Origin of the sequence: Amycolatopsis sp. NPDC004625 (assembly GCF_040609695.1) — a bacterium.
GTDB lineage: Bacteria > Actinomycetota > Actinomycetes > Mycobacteriales > Pseudonocardiaceae > Amycolatopsis.
The window spans coordinates 194,042-210,765 of the sequence record NZ_JBEXKX010000008.1; the positions used below are offsets into that span (position 1 = coordinate 194,042).

Below are 16,724 nucleotides of genomic sequence, written 5' to 3' on the forward strand. Positions count from 1 at the left end.
GCGGCTCGTAGCATCGGGAGCGTGCGTGTGCTGATCGTCGAGGACGAGCCCTACCTGGCCGACGCCATCCGCGACGGCCTCCGGCTGGAGGCGATCGCGGCGGACATCGCCGGCGACGGCGACACCGCACTGGAGCTGCTGAGCGTCACCAGCTACGACATCGCCGTCCTCGACCGGGACATCCCCGGCCCGTCCGGCGACGAGGTCGCCGCCCGCATCGTCGCCTCCGGCCGCGGCACGCCGATCCTGATGCTCACCGCGGCCGACCGGCTCGACGACAAGGCGTCCGGCTTCGAGCTCGGCGCCGACGACTACCTGACGAAGCCGTTCGAGCTGCGGGAACTGGTGCTCCGGCTGCGGGCCCTCGACCGCCGGCGCGCCCACAGCCGGCCGCCGGTGCGCGAGCTCGCGGGCCTGCGCCTGGACCCGTTCCGCCGCGAGGTCTACCGCGACGGCCGGTACGTGGCGCTGACCAGGAAGCAGTTCGCCGTGCTCGAGGTGCTCGTCGCGGCCGAAGGCGGGGTGATCAGCGCCGAGGAGCTGCTGGAGCGGGCGTGGGACGAGAACGCGGACCCGTTCACCAACGCCGTGCGCATCACGGTCTCGGTCCTGCGCAAGCGCCTCGGTGAGCCCGGCATCATCGCGACCGTGCCGGGCGTCGGCTACCGCATCGACACCGGCGGCGAGCGGCGTGGATAGGGCGCCCGGGCCGAGCGCCCGGCTCAAGCTCACCCTGAGCTACGCCGGGTTCGTGATGCTCGCGGGCATCCTGCTCATGGGCGCCGTGCTGGCCTTCTACCTGTACTTCCTGCCCAGCGGCTGGATCCGCACCGACGGCAACTTCTGGATCAACCGGTCGGTCCTGGTGCGCGCCTTCGTGCCGTTCATGGCCGCGGTGATCGTCTTCCTGCTGGTGTTCGGCCTGCTCGGCGGGTGGCTGCTGGCGGGGCGGATGCTCGCCCCGCTGACCCGGATCACCGACGCCACCCGCCTGGCCGCGACCGGCTCGCTCGCCCACCGCGTCCGCCTCCCGGGCCGCACGGACGAGTTCCGCGAACTGGCCGACGCGTTCGACACGATGCTCGCCCGCCTCGAAGCGCACGTCGCCGAGCAGCGGCGCTTCGCGGCCAACGCGTCCCACGAGCTGCGCACACCGCTGGCGATCACGCAGAGCCTCCTCGACGTCGCCCGCAACGACCCGAACCGCCCGACGGACGAGCTCGACGAACGCCTGCACGTCGTCAACACCCGGGCGATCCGCCTCACCGAGGCGCTGCTGCTGCTCAGCCGGGCCGACCAGCGGTCGTTCCGCCGCGACCGCGTCGACCTGTCCCTGACCGTGGAGGAAGCGGCCGAAACGCTGCTGCCCCTGGCGGAGAAGCACGGCGTCACGATCGAGACGTCCGGCGAGCTGGCCCCGGCCATCGGTTCGGAGGCGCTCCTGCTGCAGCTGACCACGAACCTGCTGCACAACGCGATCGTCCACAACGTCCCGTCGGGGGTGGTGCACCTGACGACGACCGTCCGCGGCAGGTCGGTCGTGCTGACGGTGGAGAACACGGGCGAGCCGCTGCCGCCGCAGCTGGTGTCGACCCTGACGGAGCCGTTCCAGCGCGGCACCGAACGCATCCGCGCGGACCACGCCGGGGTGGGCCTCGGCCTGGCGATCGTCCAGAGCATCACGCAGGCGCACGACGGAACGCTCACGCTGACGCCCCTCCCGTCGGGCGGCCTCCGGGTGACCGTCCGGCTGCCGGCGGGCTAGCCGACGGGGAAGTCGAAGTAGGTGTCCGGGTAGGGCTCGTCCTCGAGGCGGTAGTGCCACCACTCGCGCTCGTAGGCGGCGAACCCGCAGTCCTCCATGATGGACCGCAGGTACCGGCGGTTCCCGGCGTCGAGCCCGGAGACACCGCGGGCGCCGTGGTGCGAGATCGGGTCCATCAGGTCGTGGCCGCCGCCCATCGAGGCGAGTTCGCCGGTGACGAGGTGGTAGAGGGTGAGGTCGACGGTGCTGCCGCGGCTGTGCCCGGACTTCATCGCGACGTACCCCTTGGCGAACATCGCGGCGCGATCGAGGTTCGGGTAGTGCCACAGCTTCGTCCGGCCGTCTTCGGGCTGGTCCACCCACCGCAGGAAGCACTCGACGGCGCGTCGCGGCCGGTAGCCGTCCCAGAGCAGCAGCCCGAACCCGAGGGAGGCGGCCTTTTCCTGCGCTTCGGCGAGGGCGGCGCACAGGGTGGTCGTGCCGGCGATCCGGTTGACGAGGTAGCCGTCGACGGGCTTCCCGGTGAAGTTGTCCCAGGTGGCGTACTTGGCGTCCCACCGGATCCGGGGGACGAGCTCGTCGACGAAGGCGAAGTCGTCGTTCATCGGCCCCTCACGGCCAGCGAGACGACCCGGTCGATCAGGTCGGACAGCGACACCCCGGCGGCGGCCATCATCCGGGGGTACCGGCTGTAGGAGGTGAGGCCGGGCAGCGTGTTGACCTCGTTGAGCGCCACGGTCCCATCGTCCTTGAGGAACATGTCGACCCGGGCGAGCCCCCGGCACCCGAGTGCGCGGTAGATGGCCTTGGCGGTTTCCTGGACCAGTAGCCGTGTCTCGGCCGGGACGTCGGCGGGAACGATGGGCGTCGAGTTCTCCGAGCCGGTTTCGGGCGAGTCTTCCTGGTGGATCCGGAAGAACCCGTGCGACAGGGCGATCCGGTCCACCTCCCCGACGAAGAGGTCGGAGCCGTTCCCGAGCACGGCACACCCGACCTCACTCCCGACGACGGCCGCCTCGACGAGAACCTTGTCGTCATAATGCGCAGCGCCTCTCACCGCGCCCACCAGTTCTTCCTCGCCGGAAACCTTGCTGACCCCGAACGACGACCCCGAACGAGCAGGCTTGACGAAGACGGGATAGCTGAACTGCTTCGGATCGACGTCCTCCCCGACAACCCAGAAGTCCGGCGTCCCAATCCCCGCACTCCGCGCGACGACGTACGCGAGAGATTTGTCCATGCACAGAGCGGAACTCTGCACATCACAACCGGCGTAGGGAATCCCGGACAGTTCGAGCAGGCCCTGAACGGCCCCATCTTCCCCGAGCTTGCCGTGCAGAACGGGCAGAACAACATCCAGCTCGACGCTTTCGTACTTCCCATCATCAAGAACGAGCAGCCGCCGCCCCAGAACGACCTCCCGGCCGTCTTCCCAACCGGCGTCGGGCCCATCGCAGAGTTTCCAGGCCCCATCCCGGGCGACCCCGACCCAGACGGGTTCGTACCGTTCGGCGTCAAGATGCCGCGCAACCGCCTGCGCGGATTTCACGGAGACGGGATGTTCCTCGGAGCGCCCCCCGAACAGAATCCCGACCTTGAGCTTACCCATGCAGAGCCCCACTTTCGAAGTCAAGGCAGTTGAGAATCGAGTTTTCGACGGTGTCCCGCAGGGCACGATCGGTGTAGTAGGCAATGTGCGGAGTGACAAGAACATTCGGGAGCCCTTGCAACCGCCCTAGCCGGCTTCCCAGGTCCTTACCCCGGCAGTCGGAGTAGAAGACGCCCTCTTCCCCCTCGAGAACATCCAAGGCGGCCCCACCCAACCGCCCACTCTCCAGCGCGGAGACAAGAGCATCGGTGTCAATGAGCGCCCCACGCCCGGTGTTGACAACAAAAGCACCGGCCTTCACAAGCCCAAGCCGCCGCCGATCAAGAAGATGCCAAGTCTCATCGGTGAGCGGCGCATGAAGCGTGACAATGTCACTGACCCGAAGCAGTTCATCAAGGGGCACGTAGTCAACGGCAGCCCGAGGAGAGCTGTCAAAGGCAACAACGCGCCCTCCAAAGGCCCGCAACCGTTCCACAACAGCGGACCCGATCCGCCCGGTCCCGACAACCCCCACGGTAAGATCCCGCAGTTCTTTCCCCCGAGCCCCAAGCCGAAAGTCCCCGGCCTCAGCCCGCCGGAGCACGGCCTTGACATCCCGGAAGGCCATGAGCATCAACATCAGGGTGTAGTCGGCAACGCTGTCCGGAGAGTAGGCAACATTCCCCACGGAGATCCCAACCTGAGCAGCACAGGCGACATCAATGTGATCAACCCCCACGCTCCGAGTGGAGAGGTACCGAACCCCAACTCGGGCAAGCCCCCGAAGAACAGCGGCGGAGACAGAGGCCTTGTGCCCAACACTGACACACCGAGCCCAGCCGGCAGCCCCAACATTGCCCTCACACAGGGCATCTTCGGTAACGGTGACCCGAACCCCAAGCCGAGAAGCCACCTCACGAACCAAGGCGGCCTCATCACCCCCACACCCATAGACAGCAACACCGGCCAAGACAGCCCCACGACGACCAAGGGTTCCCACAGGTTCGCTTTGGACCATGCCAGGGATCCAACCGAGAACGACGTTGCCCACCCGTATCAAGTTCCCGATACACCAGCAACAAGCTACCCGCCAGTAACCCAGCGACACCAAAAAGGCCGCCCACTCCAAAGTGGACGGCCAACCAAAACGCAACCACGATCGGGGGTCCAGGGGGCGGAGCCCCCTGGCGGGGGCTTGGGGGTCCGACCCCCAAGAGACACAACGAGAAGAGCCCCGTTTGCCTGAAGGGCAAACAGGGCTCTCCTGCGAAGCGAGTGGAGCTGAGGGGAATCGAACCCCTGACCTTCTCGATGCGAACGAGACGCGCTACCAACTGCGCTACAGCCCCTTGGTTGTGCTCGTAGAGCTTAGCAGTGCCCTACGAGCACATCGAACCGGGGGGTCACTCGCCGACCGCGCGGCGGTACGGGCCGGTCCCGGGCTCGTCGAGTTCCTCGAACGCCGGGTCCTCGTCGTCCAGGTCGACGACGACCGCGCTGCGGCGGACGCGGGATGTCGGGGACGGGCGGCGCTCGACCACCTCGCGGCGGACCGGCTCGACGACGTCGACCTCTTCCTCCGGCTCGTGGTCCTCGTCCGGCACCGCGGGCGCGGGAGCGGACGGGCGGCGAGGCGCGCGGGTGCCGTTGAAGCGGGCGAGCCGGCGCTGCCGGATCTCCTCTTCGATGCGCACCTGGCGGCGCAGGTAGACGAGGTAGCCGACGAGGACGACGTCGACCACGCCGTGGCCCCACCAGGCCATCGGGACGACGAAGCCGGCGATGAGGCCGGTGGCCACCGCGATGACCAGCAGGATGACCACGATGCGCTGCCGGAAGCCGTACTTCGCGCGGGCCGCGATCTCGGCGGCTTCCGGGTCGAAGCCGCCGCGGCCGGGCCGGTAGCCGGGCCGGTCGCGCTCGGCCCGTGAGCCGTGCTTCGGCTGCGGGAGCGGGTCCGGGTCAGGCTCCTGTTCGCCGTGGTCGTCGTCGAGTTCGAGCTCGGCCTCCAGCTCGGCCAGGTCGTCCTCGACCGAAGGCCGGGACTTCCCGAGGTCGTCGGACATGGCGAATTCCTCCCGGTCCTCGTTGCGTCCACTGCGCACGACCCTGGCCGCGAGCGCCGAGTCGGCCGTTCTCGCGACCTGCTGCCGCCGTCGCGCGACCATGGGCACGAGTACGACGAGCCATGCCGCGGCGAGCGCGACGATGATCACGGAGCTGGGCATCTCCCGTCACCTCCCCCGATCCTTCCACCAGAAATCACGTTAGTCACAGGAGTAACAGATCGGGCGCAGACTCGCCGGGTTCGATCACGGAAAAGGCTCACCGGATTAGGTGAAACTCACAGCATGTGGTAACGCAGCTACTGACCCGGGTGGGTAATCACGGTCAGGCGTAGTCGGCTCGGCCCGCGGCCACCAGCCGCGACACCAGCCCGGCGCCCGTCTCTTCGCGCGTGACGGCGAAGCAGTAGTGGTCGCGCCAGGCCCCCGCAACGTCCAGGTAGCGCTCGAACAAGCCCTCTTGCCGATAGCCCGCCTTGGTGAGAACCCGCAGGCTGGCGGCGTTTTCCGGGCGCACCGTGGCCTCCAGCCGGTGCAGCCCGCCCGAAGTGAAGGCGTGGTCGGTCACGAGCGCGACGGCGGCCGTCGCCACCCCGCCGCGGACTACGTCGGACGACACCCAGTAGCCGATCCAGGCCGACCGGAGCGACGCCCGGATGACGTTACCCACAGTGATCTGGCCCGCGAGACGACCGTCCAGGGTGATCGTGAACGGCAGGCACTGACCACGCCGAGCGAGCGAGCGCAGTGCCGCCCACTGCGACGGCCACGACCAGAAGGCGTTGCGTTCGGGCCACGGGCCGACGCCGGTGGGTTCCCACATTTCGAGGTGCGCGCGGTCCCGGAGCCGGATCCGGCTCCACTCGCCGGCGTCGCGCAGCCAGACCGGCCGGACCGCGACCTCGCCCGCGGGCACGCGCAGCGGGCCGAGCCGCGCCGGCCAGCCCGGGTGCCGGCTCTCGACCGGGTAGGACACGCCCGACACGGAGTTCATCAGGCCCGTTGGGCCAGGAAAGTGACCTGGACCTGGTCGCCCGCGGCCACCTCGGTCAGTTCTTCCGGGACGTTGATCAGGCAGTTCGCCTCGGCCAGCGACGCGAGCAGGTGCGCTCCGGACTGGCCGAGCGGCTGGACGAGGTATTCGCCGTTGGCCTCGTCGCGCAGCAGCTGGCCGCGCAGGAACCCGCGCCGGCCCTCGGTCGAGGTGATCGGCGACAGCAGCCGCGCGCCGACGATCCGCCGGTGCGGGTTGCGCGTCCCGCGCGCCGCCCGGATCAGCGGCCGCACCAGCACCTCGAACACCACCAGCGCGCTCATCGGATTGCCCGGGATGAGGAACGTCGGCACCGAGTCGGGGCCGAGCCGGCCGAACCCCTGCACCGAGCCGGGGTGCATCGCCACCCGCGTCATGTCGATCCGGCCGAGGTCGGACAGCGCGGCGTGGACCTCGTCGCCGGTGGCGCCCCCGGCGCCGCCCGCGACCACGACGATCTCCGACATCAGCAGGCGGCCCTCGACGACCTCCCGCAGCCGCTTCGGCTCGCTCGCCACGATGCCGACCCGGCTGACCTCGGCGCCCGCGTCCCGGGCGGCCGCGGACAGCGCGTAGGAGTTGACGTCGTAGACCTGCCCGACCGACGGCGTCCGGTCGATGTCGACCAGCTCGTCGCCGACCGACACGATCGACACCCGCGGCCGCGGGTAGACGAGGACCTTCGCCCGCCCGACCGCGGCCAGCAGGCCCACCTGGGCCGAGCCGATCGTGTCGCCGCGGCGCACCGCGACGTCGCCGATCTGCACGTCCTCGCCCGCCCGCCGGACGTACCCCGCCGACGGCACCGACCGGTGCACGGTGACCTTGGCCTGGTGCCCGTCGGTGTAGGCGAGCGGGACGACGGCGTCGGCCAGCGTCGGCAGCGGCGCGCCGGTGTCGACGCGCACGGCCTGGCCGGGCTGGAGCCGCCGCGGCTGGCGTGAACCCGCCGCGATCTCCCCGACGACCGGCAGCTGCACCGGCTCCTGCCCGGCGTTGCGGACGTCGACGCTGCGCACGGCGTACCCGTCGATCGCGGCCTGGTCGAACCCGGGCAGCGCGTGCTCGGCGACCACCTCCTCGGCGCAGAGCAGGCCCTGGGCCTCGGAGATCGCCACCCGCACCGGCTGGGGCCGGACGGCCGCGTCCAGCGTCATCGCGATCTGCGCGTCGACCGAGCGGAACTCGGCCTCCTCCTCGGCCACCTCGGGCCGCGCCGCGTCGAGGGATTCCGTCATGGGCGCTCTGTCCCGATCCGTTCCGTCAGCCACGCCCGTAAAGATGGACCGTACTCGGGCGTTTCCAGCGCGAAATCGACCGCGGCGCGCAGGAAACCACCCGGATTCCCCAGGTCGTGGCGTCCACCGCGGTGGACGACGACGTGCACCGGGTGTCCTTCGGTGATCAGCAGCGCGACCGCGTCGGTCAGCTGCAGCTCGCCGCCGCTGCCCGGGGTGATGCGCTTGAGCGCGTCGAAGATCGCCCGGTCGAGCAGGTACCGGCCGGCCGCGGCGTAGGTCGACGGCGCGTCCTCCGGCTTCGGCTTCTCGACCATCCCGTGCACGCGCTTGACGTCGTCATCTTCGGTGTCGCTGACGTCGAAGACGCCGTACGGCGAGATCTCGGCCTTCGGGATGTCGAAGGCGCAGAGCACGCTGCCGCCGAACTCGGCGCGGACCGCGCTCATCTTTTCGAGCACGCCGGTGGGGAGCACCAGGTCGTCCGGGAGCAGCACGGCGACGGCTTCGTCGTCCGGGCGCAGGTTCGGTTCGGCCTGCGCGACGGCGTGGCCGAGGCCGAGGGCCTGCTCCTGGATGGCGGTTTCGACGGCGAGCAGATCGGAGCCGCGGCGAACCTTCTCGAGCAGGTCGGTCTTGCCCTTGGCCTCGAGGTTCTGCTCCAGCTCCGGCTGCTTCTCGAAGTAGCGGACGACGGCGTCCTTGCCCGGTGAGGTCACGATGACCAGGCGTTCCGCGCCGGCGGCGGCGGCCTCGGCCGCGACCAGCTCGATACCGGGGGTGTCCACCACCGGCAGGAGCTCCTTGGGCACGGCCTTCGTCGCCGGGAGGAACCGTGTCCCGAGGCCGGCGGCAGGCACGATGGCGGTTCTGAACGTCTGGGAGGTTGCGGCGCCCGTCATGGGCGCAAAGCCTAACGTGAGGTCATGCATGCGCTGGGCAATGAGCACCTGAGCAAGACGGAGTGGCGCGACCGGCTGCTGCGCGCACGGGCGGACCAGGCTGCCGAATCCCACGCGCGGGAGGCGTCGGCGCTGGTCGAGGCGGTGTCGAAGGTCACAGCGAAGACCGTGTGCGCCTACCTCCCGTTCGGCACGGAACCGGGCACGACGGCGCTCGTCGACGCGCTGGTGGCCGGCGGCGCGCGGGTGCTGCTGCCCGTGATCCTTTCGCGGACGGATCCGCTCGAGTGGGCCGAGTACGCGGGCGAGGCCGATCTGGTGCCCAGCCGGTTCCGCGGCATCCGCGAACCGGGTGGGAAACGCCTGGGTGCGGACGCCGTGGGCGCGGCGGAGCTGGTGCTGGTGCCCGCGCTGGCCGTGGATCACCGGGGCGTCCGGCTCGGGCGCGGCGCGGGTCACTACGATCGCTCGCTGGTCTTCGCCTCGGCCGGCGCCGCGCTGGTGGCGGTCGTCCGGGACGAAGAACTGGTGGAACGGCTGCCCGGGGAAGCGCACGACGTGCGCATGACCGGGGCCTTGACGCCCGGTCGAGGCGTGGTCGAACTGCCGGTGTGAGCAACCAGGAATTGCTTTCGGGGAAGGTTTTCCCGCACAATCGGGTTGGCACTCAAGTCGGATGAGTGCCAGCAAAGGAGCCGTCAGTGCCTACGTACCAGTACGCCTGCAAAGAATGCGACCACCGGTTCGAAGCCGTGCAGTCGTTCTCGGACCCCAGCCTGACCGTGTGCCCGCAGTGCTCCGGGGCGCTGCGCAAGGTCTTCAGCTCGGTCGGCGTCGTCTTCAAGGGAAGCGGGTTCTACCGCACCGACTCGCGCGACTCGAGCAAGTCGAGCACCGCCGCGACCCCGGCGAAGACCGAGACCAAGACGGAGTCGAAGTCGGACACGAGCGCGGCATCTTCCTCCTCGAGCACGACGAAGACGGCCGCCGCGGCCTCCTGAGGCCCGAGTTATCCACAACACCCCGGTTGTCCACAGATGCCGGACGAGGCCCTTCCGGCGGCCCGTCCGGCTTCCCTAACGTCGATCTTGTGCGGCGCGGCGTCGCACTCGATCCGACCGAGGGGGCACCGTGGACGTCCTGGCGAAGTTCCGCCTACCCGATCTCACCCGGCTGCACGGCCGGCGGACGCGGCTGATCCGCCGCTGGCTCGCCGCCTGCCTGCTGCTGACCGGTGCGGTGCTGGTCATCAACCCCGGCTCCGCGCGAGGCGCCCCGACCGTCCTCGCGGCCCACGACCTCCCTTCCGGCGCGACGCTGCGCGCTGCCGACGTCCGGCTGGCCGACCTCCCCGATCAAGCACGTCCCACGGGCGTGTTGAGCTCCCTCGACGCCGTCGACGGGCGCCTGCTGGCGGGCGCCGTCCGGGCCGGCGAACCGCTGACCGACGTCCGGCTGGCGGCCATCCCCGCGCCGGGTGATCCCGGGACGGCGACCGTGCCGGTCCGGCTGGCCGACGCGGGCGTCGCCGAACTGCTGGGCCCCGGCCGGCGCGTCGACGTCGTGGCCGCACCGGAGCCGGGAGCGCCGGCGTCGGTGCTGGCCGGCGGGGCCACGGTGGTGGGGGTCGGGCACCAGGAGCCGACCACGGCCAAAGGGGCGTTGGTGCTGCTGCGGCTGCCGGAAGCGACCGCGACGAGGGTGGCGGCGATTTCACTGGAGCGTCCGGTAACGGTTACTCTCCGCTAGCCCGCGCCCGCCGAGACGGGCAGCGGCGTCCCCTTCCCGGTTCGTGAGGAGATCAAGGTGTTCAAAGGTTTCAAGGACTTCCTGATGCGCGGCAACGTCGTCGACCTCGCCGTGGCGGTGGTCATCGGCTCGGCGTTCACGGCGATCGTCACGGCGTTCACCAATGGCCTGATCAAGCCCCTGATCAGCACGATCGGCGGCACGGACGCGGCGAACGGCCTGGGTTACCAGATCTTCGACAACAACAAGGCGACGTTCCTGGACTTCGGCGGCGTCATCAACGCGGCAATCAACTTCGTGCTGGTCGCGGCGGTGGTCTACTTCGTGATCGTGCTGCCGGTCAAGAAGGTGCAGGACCGCCGCAAGCGCGGCCAGGAGCCGGGCCCGTCGGAGCCGACGGACGTCGAGCTGCTGATCGAGATCCGCGACCTGCTGCGGGCCCAGAACCAGCGCGACGAAAACCGCGGCTGACGGCGGTCAGCGGTCGTGGTGCGGTGGCCGGTTCTCCCGGTACCAGTCGTCCGGGAGACCGGTGCGCCGCTCCGGATCGCGTTCGTCGGAGGTCGTCTCGGGCAGGACGTCCCCGAAGATCTCGTCCGCCCGGCGGCGCTGCTCACTGGTCTGGGGTTTGCGCTGTTCGCCCGGCATGCCCCCAGTGTCCCACGGCGTGTTCTTTGACAACTCCACAGTGAACGTCGACAACCCGATCCGAAGGCCCCTCGGATTGTCCCAGGCACGCCACGGGCCGGGAGCGGCGAAATCCGCCACCCCGGCCCGGCAAAACGAAGATCAAACCTCTTCGAGGCCCGAAAGCTCGTCGATCACGTGCGGCACCAGCGACGTCAGCGTCGCCATCCCGTCGCGCACCGCCGACCGCGACCCGGCGAGGTTGACCACGAGCGTGCTGCCGGACACTCCGGCCAGCCCGCGCGAGATGCCCGCGTCCACGGCTCCGGCGGCCAGCCCGGAGGCGCGGATGGCCTCGCTGATGCCCGGGATGGGCCGGTCGAGCACACCGGCGGTGGCGTCGGGCGTGCGGTCACGCGGCAGCACACCGGTCCCGCCGACGGTGATCACCAGATCGGCGCCGCCGATCACGGCGGTGTTGAGCGCGTTGCGGATACCCGCGGTCTCGGCCTCGACGACCACGACACCGTCGACGATGAAGCCCGCTTCTTCGAGCAGCTCCGTGACCAACGGGCCGCTGGTGTCCTCGTGCTCGCCGTGCGCCACGCGATCGTCCACGATGACCACGAGGGCCCGGCCCAGCCGTTGTGCACTCCGTTCCATGGCGCCCACCGTAGCCGGTTTCGGCGGCCGGGCGCCGGGAGGTGCCGGGTGAGTTCTGACGATTCCGTGACGTGCCGTCCCGGCCGTGAGCGGACCCGGGCCGGCGCCCCTAGCGTGGCCGGTGTGCGCGTACTGGTCACCGGCGGAGCCGGGTTCATCGGGTCCCACATCGCCGATCTCCTGGCCGACGGCGGCGACGAGGTCGTGGTGCTGGACAACCTCCTCCAGACGGCCCACGGGTCCCGCACCCCGCCGCCGTACACCGGCAGGCACCGATTCCTGCGCGGCGACGTCACGGACGCGGAGATCGTCGCGGAGCTGCTGGACGGCGCCGACGCGGTCTGCCACCAGGCCGCGGTGGTCGGGCACGGCGTCGACCCGTCGGACGCGCCGTCGTACGCCCTGCACAACGACTACGGCACGGCGGTGCTCCTGGCCGGCATGCACGCGGCCGGCGTGCGCAAACTGGTACTGGCGTCCTCGATGGTCGTCTACGGCGAAGGCCGGTACGCGTGCCCGGACGACGGCGTCGTGGCGCCGTCACCCCGCCGCCGGTCCGATGTGGACGCAGGCCGGTTCGAGCCGCGCTGCCCGTCCTGCGAGGCGGAGCTGAGCTGGCAGCTGGTGCCGGAGGACGCGCCGCTGAACCCCCGCAGCACGTACGCGGCGACGAAGCTGGCCCAGGAACACCTGGCGGGCGCCTGGGCGCGGCAGACGGGCGGCAGCGTGTGGGCGATGCGCTACCACAACGTCTACGGCCCGCGGATGCCCCAGAACACGCCGTACGCCGGCGTGGCATCCCTGTTCCGTTCGGCACTGGCCCGAGGCGAGGCACCCCGCGTCCTGGAGGACGGCCGCCAGCAGCGCGACTTCATCCACGTCCACGACGTGGCGCGGGCGAACGTCCTGGCCCTGCACACCGAAGGCCCGGAAGCCGACATCACCCCGGTGAACATCTGCTCCGGCACCCCGCACACGGTGGGCGACCTGGCCGCGGAGCTGTCCCGAGCCAGCCAAGGCCCGGCCCCCCAGATCATCGGCGGCGCCCGCCCGGCCGACGTCCGCCACGTGGTGGCCGACCCCGCCCGCGCCCGCAACCTGCTCGGGTTCACCGCACAGGTCGGGTTCGCAGAGGGCATCGCCGACTTCGCCACGGCCGAACTCCGGGCACCCGTCTCACCCTGACCACCCCGGCGGCACGCGCCGTCGTGGTCGCAGATCGCCGTGAGCACCGGGAGGTCTCGGTCGATTCCAGCATCGTGCGGGCGCATCGGCACGCCGTCGGCGCCCGCCCCAGGACCGCGTCCCACACCGGGGGCGAACAGATCCTGCCGCGCGGGCACAGCGAGCCAGGTGATCATGCCATCGGCCGGTCCCCGGCGAACTCACCACCAAGATCCACCTGGCCTGCGACGGCCACGGACGGCCACGGACGGCCGCTGTCGGTGGTGCTGACCGGCGGCAACATCAACGACAGCACCCAGTTCACCGCGGTCATGGCGGGTATCGAGTTCCGCCACCCCGGTCCCGGTGCTGGCGGACAAGGGCTGTTCCAGCCGGGCCATCGGTTCCTACCTGTGCCGACGGCACATCCCGGCGACGATTCCCGAACGCCGGGACCAACGAGCCCACCGGCTGCGCCGGGGCCGGGCCGGCGGCCGCCCACCGGCCTTCGGCCGTGTCGCCTACCGGCGCCGCAACGTCGTCGAGCACTGCTTCAACCGACTAGAGCAATTCCGTGCCATCGCCACCCGCTTCGACAAGACCGCCACCTCCTACCGAAGCACGATCAACCACCCTGCTCCTCTGGCTTTGAGGTCACTCGCCTAGGGCATCGCGAGCGGCAGCCGCACCTCGAACCGGCACCCCGGCCCGTGGTTGTGCACCCCGATCCGCCCCCGGTGCGCCTCGACCAGCCCCTTCGCGATGGCCAGCCCGAGCCCGCCACCGCTGGTCGTCCCACTGCGCTCCGGTGTCCGGGCCTGCGTCCCCCGGAAGGCGACGTCGAACACCCGGGTGATCTCGTCGTCCGGGATGCCGCCGCAGGAGTCGTCGACGGCGAGCAGGGCCTCGTCGCCGTCCACGCCGATCTGCACGGCGACCGTCCCGTCCGGTGGGGTGTGGCGGATCGCGTTGGACACCAGGTTCCGCACGATCCGGGCCAGTTCCGGGTCGCTGCCGGTCACCACCGGCCAGGTCGACGCGCTGGCGAGCACGCGCACCCGCTTGCGGTAGGCGACCGGCGCCTGGGCGGCGACGGCGTCGCTCACCACGTCCCGCAGCGGCACCGCGGACATCGTGAGCTCCAAGGCGCCCGCGGTGATCCGCGAGAGTTCGAACAGGTCGCCGACCATCGCGGACAGGCGCTGGGTCTCGCCGCTGATCCGCTGGGCGTAGTCCGCGACCTCGGCGCGTTCGGACACCACGCCGTCGGCCAGTGCCTCGGCCATCGCCTGGATGCCGGCCAGGGGGCTGCGCAGGTCGTGGCTGATCCAGGCGACCAGCTCGCGCCGCGACGCCTCGGCGGCGCGTTCCCGCTCGCGCGCCTCCCGTTCCCACACGCTGCGGCGGGCGATGGCCCGGCCGAGGATGATGGCCGCGGGCACGGTGACCAGCGCGACGAGCAGGCAGACCAGCAGCATCGTGGTCAGCGCCGGGGTGAACATGAACCCGCTGATGCCCAGGACGCCGACCAGCGTGGCGAGCACCGGGATCAGCACCAGCACCGTCAGCGTGGTGGCCAGCGAACCGCGGCGCAGGTAGTACAGCGACACGCCGCCCAGTGCCGCGACCGGCAGCGAGAACAGCAGGGCCAGCGGCAGGATGTGCCAGAGATGCGACAGCATCTCCGCGAAGGGTTCGCCAGAGCCGATCACGACTGCTCCCGGTCGTAGCGGTAGCCGACACCCCACACGGTCGCCACCCGGGTCGGCTTGGCCGGGTTGCGCTCGATCTTCTCGCGGAGCCGTCGCACGTGGACGGTCACTGTGGACTGGTCGCCGAAGTCCCAGCTCCACACCTTCTCGAGCAGGTCCGCGCGCGAGTAGGCGACGCCGGGGTGGGCGAGGAAGAACGCCAGCAGGTCGAACTCCCGCGTGGTGAGCGGCAGTTCGCGGCCGCCGAGGGTCGCGGTCCGCGCCTTCATCTGCAGGCGCAGGGTGCCGTCCACGAGTTCCGCGGCGGCCGGCTCCGGGCGGGGCATCCGGGCGCGGCGCAGCACCGACGCCACGCGGAGGGCGAGTTCCTTGGGGCTGAAGGGTTTCGTCACGTAGTCGTCGGCGCCGAGCTGGAGCCCGGCGATGCGGTTCTCCTCCTCGCCGAGTGCGGTCAGCATGACGATCGGGACCTGGCTCACCTGGCGCAGCCGCCGGCACACCTCGAGGCCGTTGATCCCCGGCATCATGACGTCGAGGACGACCAGGTCGGGCTCGTGGGCGGCGAACTTCGCCAGTCCTTCGCCGCCGTCGCCGGCCATGTCGACGGTGAACCCGGCCACCTCGAGGTAGCGGCGGACGACGTCGCGGACCGTCTCGTCGTCGTCCACCACGAGCACCCGCCCGGCCTGTTCGTCCATCACGTCTCCCTCACCAGCCCGTCAGCAGCAGGTGGTTGACGGCCAGGGCCGTCACCGCTTGCGCGGCCAGCCACCACCGGCGCCCGGGCCGCGGCAGCAACGCCGTCATCGGCAGCAACCACGCCCCGAACGGTAGCCAGATCCGTTCGGTCTCGGCCTTCGACAGGCCCGAGACGTCGGCGAAGAGAATGGCGGCCAGGGCGGCGAGGCCGAGCAGGAGCACCGGGTCGGTGAGCAGGGCCCGGCGCGGGGAGGAGCCCAGTCCCCGCCGGACGGCGGCCACCACCGCGGGGCCGAGGGCGACGGTGACCGCGGCGAGGTCGGCCCACACCCAGTACGAGTACGGCCGGACCAGCGCGACGCCCTGGTAGTAGCGCTCGACGACCAGGTGGTAGCCGTCGAGCCACCAGAAACCGGCCCGGGCGAAGACGCCCACGACGGCCAGCGCCGCGGCGATTGCGAGCGCCGCCGCCCGCCACTGCCTGCCGAGGACGGCGACGGCCAGCGCGAGCACGCCCAGCAGCACCAGGCCGTAGGACAGGAAGATGCCGAAGCCGAGCAGGAGGCCGGCGGCCAGCCCGGCCGGAACGGCGTACCGGCGGCCGCGGGCGAACCCCGTTGCCGACAGCGCGAGCAGGGCCAGCCCGGTGGCGGTCACGCCGGCGAACAGGCCGTCCGCGGACACGCCGATCCACACCGCGCCGGGGGTGAGGACGGCGAACGGCAGCACCTCGCGCGCCACCTCGGGCCGGCCGAGCAGGGCGACCGTGGCCGGCACGGCCACCGCGACCAGGCTGCCGACGAGCACGACGGCCGTGGCCGCCCACGCGCCGCCGTGCAGGCCGAGCCGGTCCAGCCAGACGAAGACGAGCGTCGCGCCCGGCGGGTGCCCGGACACGTGCGTCGTCCAGGAGTTCGGCTGGAAGTCGAGGATGCGGGAGGAGAACTCGCGCAGCATCCGCGGGATGTCGGTGATCCCGGGAACCTCGTGGAGGTACTCCTGCGGGATGGCGAGGTGGCCGGCGAACCCGCGGGCCCAGCCGTCGACCATGGCCAGCGAAAAGATCCAGGTGAGCGAGGCGAGGTAGCCGGCGGCGAGCGCGCCCCGCCACGGCAGGCGCGCGGCCAGGGTCGGACCGTGCAGCACGACCGCGATCGCGACGAGCACGGCGAACACCGAGCCTGGCCCGACGTGCGGCAGCCAGTCGGCGAACAACGGCGGCGAGGAAACGAAGATGACCACGCCGGAGTTCGGCCGGTTGTAGTACAGCCCGACGGCGGTGGCCGCGGCGACGAGCGCCGCGGCGGCCGCCACGGCGAGGAGGTCGGCGCGGCGGCCGGAGACCGGGGCTGCTGGTTCGCGGGCAGGCGGCTCGGCGAGCCGGGCTGCCGGGTTCGGCTCGCTCATCGCCGCCCACCCTAGGTCCGCCGGCGGCGGCCCGCGCCCCCGGAACGGGAGCCGTAACGACGCGGTAAGAACTCGCCGGATGTCATGATTCGGTAAGCCCCACAAGGGTTC

General features: G+C 71.1%; 21 protein-coding genes and 1 tRNA gene. 8 read left to right on the forward strand and 14 right to left on the reverse strand.

Annotation, left to right across the window (positions count from 1 at the left end; genetic code table 11):
• Positions 1–21 precede the first annotated feature (21 nt).
• Both ABZW17_RS11995 and ABZW17_RS12000 read left to right on the forward strand, forming a co-directional pair.
• Positions 22–699, forward strand: coding sequence for a response regulator transcription factor (locus ABZW17_RS11995; RefSeq protein ID WP_354812384.1), 678 nt, complete (start codon positions 22–24; stop codon positions 697–699).
• Positions 692–1,765: a HAMP domain-containing sensor histidine kinase gene (locus tag ABZW17_RS12000; protein ID WP_354812386.1), complete on the forward strand. Its 1,074-nt coding sequence runs from the start codon at positions 692–694 to the stop codon at positions 1,763–1,765. The genes ABZW17_RS11995 and ABZW17_RS12000 overlap by 8 nt, the downstream gene beginning before the upstream one ends.
• On the opposite strand, the gene vanX is transcribed toward ABZW17_RS12000, so the two are convergent.
• The 8 genes from vanX to ABZW17_RS12040 all read right to left on the reverse strand — a co-directional run bounded on the left by vanX (position 1,762) and on the right by ABZW17_RS12040 (position 8,592).
• Complete coding sequence (gene vanX, locus ABZW17_RS12005) at positions 1,762–2,370, reverse strand: D-Ala-D-Ala dipeptidase VanX (protein WP_354812388.1); 609 nt, start codon at positions 2,368–2,370, stop codon at positions 1,762–1,764. The two genes, ABZW17_RS12000 and vanX, sit on opposite strands and share 4 nt — an antisense overlap.
• A complete protein-coding gene (vanA, locus tag ABZW17_RS12010) occupies positions 2,367–3,374 on the reverse strand; it encodes a D-alanine--(R)-lactate ligase (RefSeq protein ID WP_354812390.1) in 1,008 nt (335 codons plus the stop codon). Before vanA ends, vanX begins: the two co-directional genes overlap by 4 nt.
• A complete protein-coding gene (locus tag ABZW17_RS12015) occupies positions 3,367–4,371 on the reverse strand; it encodes an NAD(P)-dependent oxidoreductase (RefSeq protein WP_354812392.1) in 1,005 nt (334 codons plus the stop codon). The genes vanA and ABZW17_RS12015 overlap by 8 nt, the downstream gene beginning before the upstream one ends.
• Before the next feature lie 258 nt (positions 4,372–4,629).
• Positions 4,630–4,702: transfer RNA gene (locus ABZW17_RS12020), tRNA-Ala, on the reverse strand.
• A gap of 54 nt (positions 4,703–4,756) precedes the next feature.
• On the reverse strand, positions 4,757–5,581 hold the full coding sequence (gene glpR, locus ABZW17_RS12025; protein WP_354812394.1) for a gephyrin-like molybdotransferase receptor GlpR: 825 nt from the start codon (positions 5,579–5,581) through the stop codon (positions 4,757–4,759).
• A gap of 163 nt (positions 5,582–5,744) precedes the next feature.
• Positions 5,745–6,413, reverse strand: coding sequence for a GNAT family protein (locus ABZW17_RS12030; protein ID WP_354812396.1), 669 nt, complete (start codon positions 6,411–6,413; stop codon positions 5,745–5,747).
• The gene (gene glp / locus ABZW17_RS12035) at positions 6,413–7,690 is read right to left on the reverse strand and encodes a gephyrin-like molybdotransferase Glp (RefSeq protein ID WP_354812398.1); all 1,278 of its coding nucleotides are present in this window, start codon (positions 7,688–7,690) and stop codon (positions 6,413–6,415) included. The genes ABZW17_RS12030 and glp overlap by 1 nt, the downstream gene beginning before the upstream one ends.
• Complete coding sequence (locus tag ABZW17_RS12040; protein ID WP_354812400.1) at positions 7,687–8,592, reverse strand: UTP--glucose-1-phosphate uridylyltransferase; 906 nt, start codon at positions 8,590–8,592, stop codon at positions 7,687–7,689. Before ABZW17_RS12040 ends, glp begins: the two co-directional genes overlap by 4 nt.
• Positions 8,593–8,616: 24 nt before the next feature.
• Here ABZW17_RS12040 and ABZW17_RS12045 point away from each other — a divergent pair, with 24 nt between their 5' ends.
• The 4 genes from ABZW17_RS12045 (at position 8,617) to mscL (ending at position 10,812) form a co-directional block, all read left to right on the forward strand.
• Positions 8,617–9,207 carry a 5-formyltetrahydrofolate cyclo-ligase gene (locus ABZW17_RS12045; protein WP_354812402.1) on the forward strand — a complete coding sequence of 197 codons (591 nt, stop codon included), beginning with the start codon at positions 8,617–8,619 and terminating at the stop codon, positions 9,205–9,207.
• Between the two features lie 86 nt (positions 9,208–9,293).
• On the forward strand, positions 9,294–9,593 hold the full coding sequence (locus ABZW17_RS12050) for an FmdB family zinc ribbon protein (RefSeq protein WP_354812404.1): 300 nt from the start codon (positions 9,294–9,296) through the stop codon (positions 9,591–9,593).
• A 130-nt stretch (positions 9,594–9,723) separates the two neighbouring features.
• Positions 9,724–10,341: an SAF domain-containing protein gene (locus tag ABZW17_RS12055; protein WP_354812406.1), complete on the forward strand. Its 618-nt coding sequence runs from the start codon at positions 9,724–9,726 to the stop codon at positions 10,339–10,341.
• A gap of 57 nt (positions 10,342–10,398) precedes the next feature.
• Positions 10,399–10,812, forward strand: coding sequence for a large-conductance mechanosensitive channel protein MscL (gene mscL, locus ABZW17_RS12060; RefSeq protein ID WP_354812408.1), 414 nt, complete (start codon positions 10,399–10,401; stop codon positions 10,810–10,812).
• Positions 10,813–10,818: 6 nt separating this feature from the next.
• On the opposite strand, the gene ABZW17_RS12065 is transcribed toward mscL, so the two are convergent.
• Complete coding sequence (locus tag ABZW17_RS12065) at positions 10,819–10,989, reverse strand: hypothetical protein (RefSeq protein ID WP_354812410.1); 171 nt, start codon at positions 10,987–10,989, stop codon at positions 10,819–10,821.
• 141 nt (positions 10,990–11,130) lie between these two features.
• Positions 11,131–11,631: a MogA/MoaB family molybdenum cofactor biosynthesis protein gene (locus ABZW17_RS12070; RefSeq protein WP_072476233.1), complete on the reverse strand. Its 501-nt coding sequence runs from the start codon at positions 11,629–11,631 to the stop codon at positions 11,131–11,133.
• A gap of 123 nt (positions 11,632–11,754) precedes the next feature.
• On the opposite strand from ABZW17_RS12070, the gene ABZW17_RS12075 reads away from it, so the two are divergent.
• A complete protein-coding gene (locus tag ABZW17_RS12075) occupies positions 11,755–12,816 on the forward strand; it encodes an NAD-dependent epimerase/dehydratase family protein (RefSeq protein ID WP_354812412.1) in 1,062 nt (353 codons plus the stop codon).
• Between the two features lie 172 nt (positions 12,817–12,988).
• Here the strand turns inward: ABZW17_RS12075 and ABZW17_RS12080 are convergent, their stop codons facing one another.
• Positions 12,989–13,129, reverse strand: a complete 141-nt coding sequence (locus tag ABZW17_RS12080; RefSeq protein ID WP_354812414.1) for a hypothetical protein — start codon at positions 13,127–13,129, stop codon at positions 12,989–12,991.
• A gap of 32 nt (positions 13,130–13,161) precedes the next feature.
• Here ABZW17_RS12080 and ABZW17_RS12085 point away from each other — a divergent pair, with 32 nt between their 5' ends.
• The gene (locus ABZW17_RS12085) at positions 13,162–13,461 is read left to right on the forward strand and encodes a hypothetical protein (RefSeq protein WP_354812416.1); all 300 of its coding nucleotides are present in this window, start codon (positions 13,162–13,164) and stop codon (positions 13,459–13,461) included.
• Here the strand turns inward: ABZW17_RS12085 and ABZW17_RS12090 are convergent.
• Genes ABZW17_RS12090 through ABZW17_RS12100 form a run of 3 tightly spaced genes read right to left on the reverse strand, consistent with a single transcriptional unit; the run spans position 13,458 to position 16,613 of the window.
• Entirely contained in the window at positions 13,458–14,507 is a 1,050-nt protein-coding gene (locus ABZW17_RS12090) for a HAMP domain-containing sensor histidine kinase (RefSeq protein ID WP_354812418.1), read from the reverse strand. The genes ABZW17_RS12085 and ABZW17_RS12090 overlap by 4 nt on opposite strands.
• The gene (locus tag ABZW17_RS12095; protein ID WP_354812419.1) at positions 14,504–15,205 is read right to left on the reverse strand and encodes a response regulator transcription factor; all 702 of its coding nucleotides are present in this window, start codon (positions 15,203–15,205) and stop codon (positions 14,504–14,506) included. The genes ABZW17_RS12090 and ABZW17_RS12095 overlap by 4 nt, the downstream gene beginning before the upstream one ends.
• 10 nt (positions 15,206–15,215) lie before the next feature.
• Positions 15,216–16,613 (reverse strand): hypothetical protein, encoded by a 1,398-nt coding sequence (locus ABZW17_RS12100; protein WP_354812421.1) that lies wholly within the window; start codon positions 16,611–16,613, stop codon positions 15,216–15,218.
• Positions 16,614–16,724: the final 111 nt, after the last annotated feature.

Coding starts and splice junctions, on each gene's coding strand:
- ABZW17_RS12095 (WP_354812419.1), bottom strand. CDS start 15,205: ATGGACGAACAGGCCGGGCGGGTGCTCGTGGTGGACGACGACGAGACG.
- ABZW17_RS12045 (WP_354812402.1), top strand. CDS start 8,617: ATGCATGCGCTGGGCAATGAGCACCTGAGCAAGACGGAGTGGCGCGAC.
- glpR (WP_354812394.1), bottom strand. CDS start 5,581: ATGCCCAGCTCCGTGATCATCGTCGCGCTCGCCGCGGCATGGCTCGTC.
- vanA (WP_354812390.1), bottom strand. CDS start 3,374: ATGGGTAAGCTCAAGGTCGGGATTCTGTTCGGGGGGCGCTCCGAGGAA.
- ABZW17_RS12080 (WP_354812414.1), bottom strand. CDS start 13,129: ATGACCGCGGTGAACTGGGTGCTGTCGTTGATGTTGCCGCCGGTCAGC.
- ABZW17_RS12070 (WP_072476233.1), bottom strand. CDS start 11,631: ATGGAACGGAGTGCACAACGGCTGGGCCGGGCCCTCGTGGTCATCGTG.
- ABZW17_RS12030 (WP_354812396.1), bottom strand. CDS start 6,413: ATGAACTCCGTGTCGGGCGTGTCCTACCCGGTCGAGAGCCGGCACCCG.
- ABZW17_RS12040 (WP_354812400.1), bottom strand. CDS start 8,592: ATGACGGGCGCCGCAACCTCCCAGACGTTCAGAACCGCCATCGTGCCT.
- vanX (WP_354812388.1), bottom strand. CDS start 2,370: ATGAACGACGACTTCGCCTTCGTCGACGAGCTCGTCCCCCGGATCCGG.
- ABZW17_RS12065 (WP_354812410.1), bottom strand. CDS start 10,989: ATGCCGGGCGAACAGCGCAAACCCCAGACCAGTGAGCAGCGCCGCCGG.
- ABZW17_RS12100 (WP_354812421.1), bottom strand. CDS start 16,613: ATGAGCGAGCCGAACCCGGCAGCCCGGCTCGCCGAGCCGCCTGCCCGC.
- glp (WP_354812398.1), bottom strand. CDS start 7,690: ATGACGGAATCCCTCGACGCGGCGCGGCCCGAGGTGGCCGAGGAGGAG.
- ABZW17_RS12015 (WP_354812392.1), bottom strand. CDS start 4,371: ATGGTCCAAAGCGAACCTGTGGGAACCCTTGGTCGTCGTGGGGCTGTC.